Raw genomic sequence first — 7,058 nt, forward strand, 5'->3', positions numbered from 1 at the left:
ACAAACGTGTGAAGTTGGGATACTACTGTCAGGAAAAGTAGTGGCTACTACAGCTAATGACTGTGCCTCTACAATTAGTGTGTGGCGTGGGGAACTCTGTGTTTTCTCCTCACTGGAGCGAGCCAGTGGTGGAAGTCGTCGTGCTTGAGCAGTCAAATATGCCTGTGCCTGAAATCATTGTTGTGGACGATATCGAACCGACACCCGCTCCGCTGGTAGCTGGAAGTGAACCGTTGCGGGCCAAAACCGATGTGATCTCATTGACACCGTCCTCGTTTGGGATGCCAGTCACCGATTCATCCAGTCCGTTACCCATTGAGAAGCCAATAACGGAACAGATTGTGTTGACGCCACTTCCAGAGACCGCCACGACGGACGTCGCACTGCCGGTTCCCACCGTGACTCCTAAAGCCACAAAGCCGACATCAATTATAACGTCGCCATTCTTGCCCGGGTTTGCAAAGTGTTTGGCCGGGTTGGTCATTGTCATTGTGATTGCTGGTTCGCTCCGATTCTTCATCACTGGCCGACGGTTTCGTCGTAGAATTCTTAAATTCCGTGTAGTTGAGATGGGTCGTGTTTTCGACACTCTATCTCTCGTTGTGCAGCGGACATCGTTACAGCGTCGCGTTTGGTTGCTGGAAGCCGACGATTTCAGTGAGCCGATCGCTTTCGGCATTTGGCACTGGACCATCGTCGTACCCAAGGGTATTGAAACGCGGTTGGACCAGAACGAGCTGGAAGCGCTGCTGGCACATGAGTTGGCTCATCTCGTTCGTGGTGACACCTGGTGGTTGCTGTTTGGACGACTATTGTGCTGCTGCCTTCCATTTCAGCCATTGAACTTTGTGGCCCGCGCACGCTGGAAACAGGCGGCCGAGTTTCAATGCGATGACTGGGCTGCCAACCGTACTGGCAACCCGCTGTCGCTGGCGCATTGTTTGACGCGTGTGGCGGAATGGCGATTGGATGTCGCAGACCGTGCGCACGTGCTACCTGCTGGTGGTTCAGATTCGACGCTGTCTCTCAGAGTGGAACGGCTGCTGGCCGACCGTCCCACGGTCGATCCCTGGAAGCGTTCACAACGAAGACAGTTGTTGACGGCTTTTATATTAATCGTTGCGATTGTGCTTTGCTGGCACGGACCACGAACGACGCTATTGGCCAAGTTTGGCGAGCAAAACAACAAGCTGACGTTCGATAAGGCAGCGCTCGATCTTAACGTCAGTTATCTATCAGACGAAATCAATTCCCTCAACGAGGAATTGCAGCAACTGGAAGCGGATTTGCGCAATGTTGAACTCCTGGTGCGGAATAACGAATTACCGTCCGAAGTGCGCACACTCGTCACACACCTGACGTCGCGTCTAGCTAACCTGCGCGTTCACCGTCGTGAACTACTAGCCCGCTCAAATCCTGCTTCTACAGATTTTGTAAAAGTCTCCAACACCGAAACACAACCTTCAACATTGTCCGCCGAATCGAGCCGATGACGAATGGAACAACTCACCTCGAAATTTCGTCTTCTCTATCGAGAAAGGAATCGAACTATGAAACATTACTTACCTGTCACACTGTTGATGCTAACGATAACCAGTGGATTAGCCGTCGCCGCTGATCCTCCTGCGCAGTCGACTCCCGCGACTCCGACTTCGCCCATTGATCCTATTGACCCCGGAACGGACAGCAAAGCGAAGATCACTGGCTCCACCGTAAACCAGAGTGGACCATTTCCAATCATTACAGAGGGAGTCATCAAACCAATACAAGCAGTCGGCGCGAAAACTCCCAAAAACGCTGACCCCGGTTACACGCAAATCGGCAATCAATTCAAGATCAAATTTGACCGTCCGAAAACGGAACTGAGTCTGTATGAAAATTCCCTCTATAGCATCCATTCGGGACGTGCTGATGTCAGTATATTTAACCCCGGGTCTCGTCTGATTCAAATTAAAGTCACCGACCGCAATGGCATCTCATTTATCACCATTGGACCAGGAACTATGACTTTGACGTTTGTAAATGATGAAGGTGCAGAGGTGAAGTATTACACCGTCGAAGTGACCATCCTTGGTGACACCCGACAGCTGCAGTCTCAGTTGGATCAGCTCTATCCGCGGTCATCAATTGAGGCGATCAAAATAGGCGAGAGTGTACTGTTGCGAGGGACCGCTTCGAAGCAGGAGCATATCGCCGAGATCATCGATATCGCCGAGCAGTACTATCCCAAGGCGCTCAACCAATTGAAGGTCGCCGGAGTACCAGTTGGCCAACCGTTACCTGGCCAGCCACAAGTGATACGCGGCTACAAGTCAATGGGATGGACGAATAACACCATCTCTCCCGCCACGCCAATACCCGCTTCTCCCGCGAGCAAGATCAAGAAACAAATTACGGTTCAGGCGACGGTGTTGGAAATCGATTGGAAAAAACTGAAAGAGACGAAACTCGACCTGGCAAACACTCTTCACTCGTTTTCAATCATCCCAAAGCAGAGCGGCGCGGGTCTCTATGTGGTCTTTCCAGAGCAAATGACGGACGGCATTGTTCGTCTCTTAACTGCAACCAAGGCCGTTAAGGTCATCAGCCGACCAGTGATCCGTACGCTAGTTGGTCAACCAGCTGATATTTTCATTGGAGAGAAGACCCCACTCGCAGAGAAAAAAGAAATTCAGAATGGAAAGCAAGTTCTTGAGACTGGTTACCACAATATTGGTACGGCTCTTAAATTAACACCAGAACCAGCTTCTCATGGGGGCATGAAACTGTCAGTCCTTGTTGAACACAAGCGACGAGCAAACGATTCTATTGCCAATACTCCCGAGGGACATGAAACAGCAAACATTTATTCACACATATTCGATACTGCAGTCGAGTTGAAGGTGGGACAGGCGACCATCCTCAGTGAACCCGCTCCGGTCTCCACCAATAAGAAAAATCCATCCGCCGACAAAGGATTGATGGTCATCCTCTCTACGCCAGAGATTGGAATGACAGCTAAGAACGTCGTATGGATTCCGGAAACGACCGTCAAATGGATCCCGGGGCAAAACAGATTTGCAAATGTGATTCGCATGGTACCGAAAACAATTCTCACAAAGGCCGGTGATAAACATGGAATCCGCTCCGATTGGATCAGTCAAAATTCTCCCGGCGTGCCTCAGCCAAATCGAACACCGAATTATGCTGATCCTACTCCTGCCACTCAGCCTGAGCCACAGGACTTGCGGCAATCCGTTCGCGCACTTCGCAGCGATGTGCGGGCATTGAGAAATGACGTCAAGAAATTGCTTACATTGCTGGAAGACCAAACATCGGCTGTGCCATCAGCTAAACCAACGGTGGGCGCCATTCATCGACGCATCAAGAAGTCGAAGACCGACTTATTGGTATTTCACGCGTCCTGGAGTAGTCCATGCCAAAAGATGGAGTCGTTACTCGACGATCAGGCTAATCGAGGTTATTCCATCCGCCGGCTGGACATCAACAGGTATCCAGAACTCGCCAAAGAATTTGGTGTGACATCGGTACCGACAATTGTTGCGTTTGCAAATGGAAAAGAAGACGAACGATGGGTTGGCATAATCGGGAAGGATGCATTGACAAGAATCGTTGACAAGTATGCGCCGCGCCGGACTGCGACCTGGAAAGGCAGCCGCCAATTGTCTGAGACACCGGCTGAACACAAAATCCATGAAGCTCTGAAGAAGGAGGGGTCACTGGAGCTGGATCAGATACCATTACACGAGGCGATTCGCCAGATCTCGAAAAAGTATGACCTCAATATCGTCCTCGACCCGCGCGGATTGGAAGAAGAAGGCTTGGAAGGAACGGCTCCCGTCACCATCCACGCCGACGGCATCACACTAACTAGTGCTCTCAAATTGATATTAGAACCACTGCGGCTCGCGTATCAGGTCCGGGATGAGGTGCTCGTCATCACCAGCAGGATACGGGCAAGGGGAAAGCTGGTCGTCAGCACTTATTCAGTGGCAGATTTAGTGATTCCCATTCCTGCTACTGGTCCGATTCCAATTAACGAGGACGCATCAAATCAAAGTAAAAAGAACGAGAAAGCAGTCTCGGTAACCTCTCGCGCTATCGACTTCGACGCGTTGATTGAGGTCATTCATTCGACGGTGCTGCCGGGTAGTTGGGAGCAGGTTGGTGGAACAGGTTCCATTCGTCCCCACAAATCTACGCTGAGTCTGGTTATCCGTCAGTCGTCAGAGGCTCACCAGGAAATCGAAAACTTGCTCGCGCAACTTCGTCGATTACAGGACTTGCAGGTTACGATGGAATCTCGTTTTCTCGACAAGCTGCCAGAGGACATCTGGAAACAGCTTGGCATCGATTTTGACTCCAAGAAGAATACCAATGGGCCTTTGGGTGGGATCATTCTCACAGACGAGCAGGCCGAGTTATTGCAGCAAGCGGCCCAAAATGATGGCCGAGCTAAGCTGATGCAGGGCCCCAAAGTGACGGTATTCAATGGCCAGACTGCTGGTATGACGGACAGTTTTTCGGCGGGATACTGGTGGCAGCCGCTGAAGCATTCACTGCACGTGCAGCCGGTTATTTCCGCAGACCGCCGCAACGTGCGTCTCAACATGCGGGTTAGCCATCGGAAATCGCCTGGTGCAGAGACTCGGGCGTATGTTAACACGGTTCCTGATGGCAAGGTGATATTAATTGAACTCGTCCAATGGGATGCGAACAAAGTAGGAGTGCTAAAATCGGAAAATTCCCGGGTGATTAAGAACACCAGCGTACCTCAAACCAAAGGCCGCCATTTCTTTTTGATCCGCCCGCGCATCATTGTTCAAGAGGAAGAGGCGATTTTATCACCCCGCCCGAAGTTGCAATCAATGCTGACACCTCGGGGCGTCATCCCGGAGGAAGAAGAGAAATTACTGGGGATCGAGAAGTCAGAGTAATTTACCGGTTATCATGCGGTTGCGCAACAAACCGCAGCGGCGCACGTTCCTTAAAGTTTACTCTGCCACAAATGATGAGTTACCGTGACAAAATCAAGTGATCGGACTGGCTTGTGATAAATTCAAGACGGAGCGACGCGAAACTGTAAATGGGTCATTAAATCGGAGTCCCAAGATACGTATGATTTGATGACATTTTTCCACGATACTTGGGAGATCCTTATGGAGCGGCAGACGAACTCCGCCCCCCCGCCTGTCCGCAAACCCAAACACGCGCTTATCCGGTGGCTTGATTTCAACTCACATTGACCACATTTGGCAGGTTCTGATAGCATGCCCGCCTCTTGTCGCTTACCCGAGCCAAAGGAGGCTGAAGATGTCTGTACGCTGTAGCAGTTTTTTCGCAATGTCACTGTATCTTGTGACGGTAAGTCAAGGCACCGAACCAGAAGTGCACCGTCAGCCGCAGAAGCTTCCCCAATCGGCCCATGAAAAGAGCCGCAATCTGTCGGCCCTGGATCACATCCGCGTAGCAACGGAGCAATTGGAAGCAGTGGGTCTGGCTGAAGAAGCTGTGAAGCTGCGAGAAGTATCAGACAAGCTCAAACAGCGAGTCGTCCGAGAGCGAGCCGAGTTATCGCGACAGATTACAGAGCTTCAGAAACAATCGGAACAACTACGACGACTAACCGGAAGGCCGGACAAAATCCTCTGCCGCTGTTATTTTCTTGAACTATCAAGCAAAGCAGCAGCAGAATTTGCAGCGGCAGCTGAGTCGGTGAGTTCTACCACCGGCCCGCAGAATCGAACCGCTCCCGCTGTCTCGGTTTACAAGAATGCCGAAGAGGTGATCCAACAACTAAAAAAATCGGGCAGCGTGACAGTGTTGCATGCAAGTCCGCAAATCGTTACTACTCCCGGGCGACCAGCTACGTTTAAGAGTGGGGGTGAGTTTCCTATCTTGATCCCAGCTGGGAAAAACCGAACCTCCGTCGAGTGGAAGCGGTTCGGCGTTTTTTGCAAAGTCTTGCCGCGTTTACTCGACACGGGAAGAATCCAGCTTGAATTTAGCCCGGAAATCTCGTACCGAGACTTCACAAACGCGGTGAAGGTGAATGGTCTTACGGTCCCTGGTCTCACAGTGCGCCGAGTCAACGCAAAGGCTGAAATGAACCTCGGAGAAACGCTCGTGGTAAGAACGGTTTCGAGTACGGGAAGCCATGTGAAGACGGCGAGCGCGGAAACCGATACTGCGCCTCCGGAGAACACCGTAATGCTGTTTATGGTGACACCGGTTGCCTTTGATTAGCCGACCGCCTTACTCTATGCCTTTGCATACCATCAACGAACGCAGCCACGGGTCTGAATTGGTCGGCGAGCGTTGACTTGCCATGATTTATATGGGCAATGATTCAGAAGTTTTGAACGTGTTTTAAAGTCTAGTATTAACAGAAAGCAGCCAAAAAATTCAACGGGACAAAACCGCTGGCGCGTATTGTGGTGGAGCAGCTTATTGTTTTCTAAAACGGTGGTTTAAACACGCATTTGCGAAAACCTTTGAATAGCAAGGACAAGGGAGAGTAACGTCTAGCGTAACCTGGCGGCGACGTTAAGAACGGACTTCAGATTCCACCAGATTCGCCACTCCGATATACGTAATTGTTAGCTGGCCTGTCACCACGCCACAACTTCATCTCGAGACAACCCTGATTTCCAAAGTGGGGCTTCTCTCTTAACTGCTTTGACTTTGTGCGCATCGAACGTCAAGGTAATGCTGAAGAGTGGATTGGCATCCATGTCATAACTCCAGGTATCGTCGGAAATATAATCGGGAATCCCTATATGGTTCAGCACGTCCCTGGCTGACATACCGACTTTCACTTTTTGAACGGCTTCGTGGCGAGGCCGTTCTATCGCAGGTGGAACAAACGGAATCGACTTACCATCCTTGACTAATTCAAATGAATGGCAAGGCAGAGGTTTGGGGACAACCCCCAGTCGCCGGAGCGAGAGCTGTGCCGCTTGGCGAAGCCCATATGTGGAGTCACTGTGCGGGTCAATTTCATTGTTGCCGTCCTCGTCGAAGGAAAGGCCTCCGACCGCGCTTCTCTCGTATTCTGT

Annotated in this window: 4 protein-coding genes; 3 read left to right on the forward strand and 1 reads right to left on the reverse strand. The window is 51.0% G+C overall.

Annotated features, from left to right (window positions below):
* Nucleotides 1-125 precede the first annotated feature (125 nt).
* The 3 genes from Q0668_RS06570 to Q0668_RS06580 all read left to right on the forward strand — a co-directional run bounded on the left by Q0668_RS06570 (nucleotide 126) and on the right by Q0668_RS06580 (nucleotide 6,246).
* Entirely contained in the window at nucleotides 126-1,493 is a 1,368-nt protein-coding gene (locus tag Q0668_RS06570) for a M56 family metallopeptidase (protein ID WP_298861640.1), read from the forward strand.
* 57 nt (nucleotides 1,494-1,550) lie between these two features.
* Entirely contained in the window at nucleotides 1,551-4,937 is a 3,387-nt protein-coding gene (locus tag Q0668_RS06575; RefSeq protein WP_298861644.1) for a thioredoxin domain-containing protein, read from the forward strand.
* Between the two features lie 376 nt (nucleotides 4,938-5,313).
* Nucleotides 5,314-6,246 carry a hypothetical protein gene (locus tag Q0668_RS06580; RefSeq protein ID WP_298861647.1) on the forward strand — a complete coding sequence of 311 codons (933 nt, stop codon included), beginning with the start codon at nucleotides 5,314-5,316 and terminating at the stop codon, nucleotides 6,244-6,246.
* Between the two features lie 365 nt (nucleotides 6,247-6,611).
* On the opposite strand, the gene Q0668_RS06585 is transcribed toward Q0668_RS06580, so the two are convergent.
* Nucleotides 6,612-7,058 (reverse strand): hypothetical protein (locus Q0668_RS06585; protein WP_298861649.1); only part of this gene is annotated, 447 nt, incomplete at its 5' end.

It is taken from the genome of uncultured Gimesia sp. (assembly GCF_937910335.1).
Classification (GTDB): Bacteria; Planctomycetota; Planctomycetia; order Planctomycetales; family Planctomycetaceae; genus Gimesia.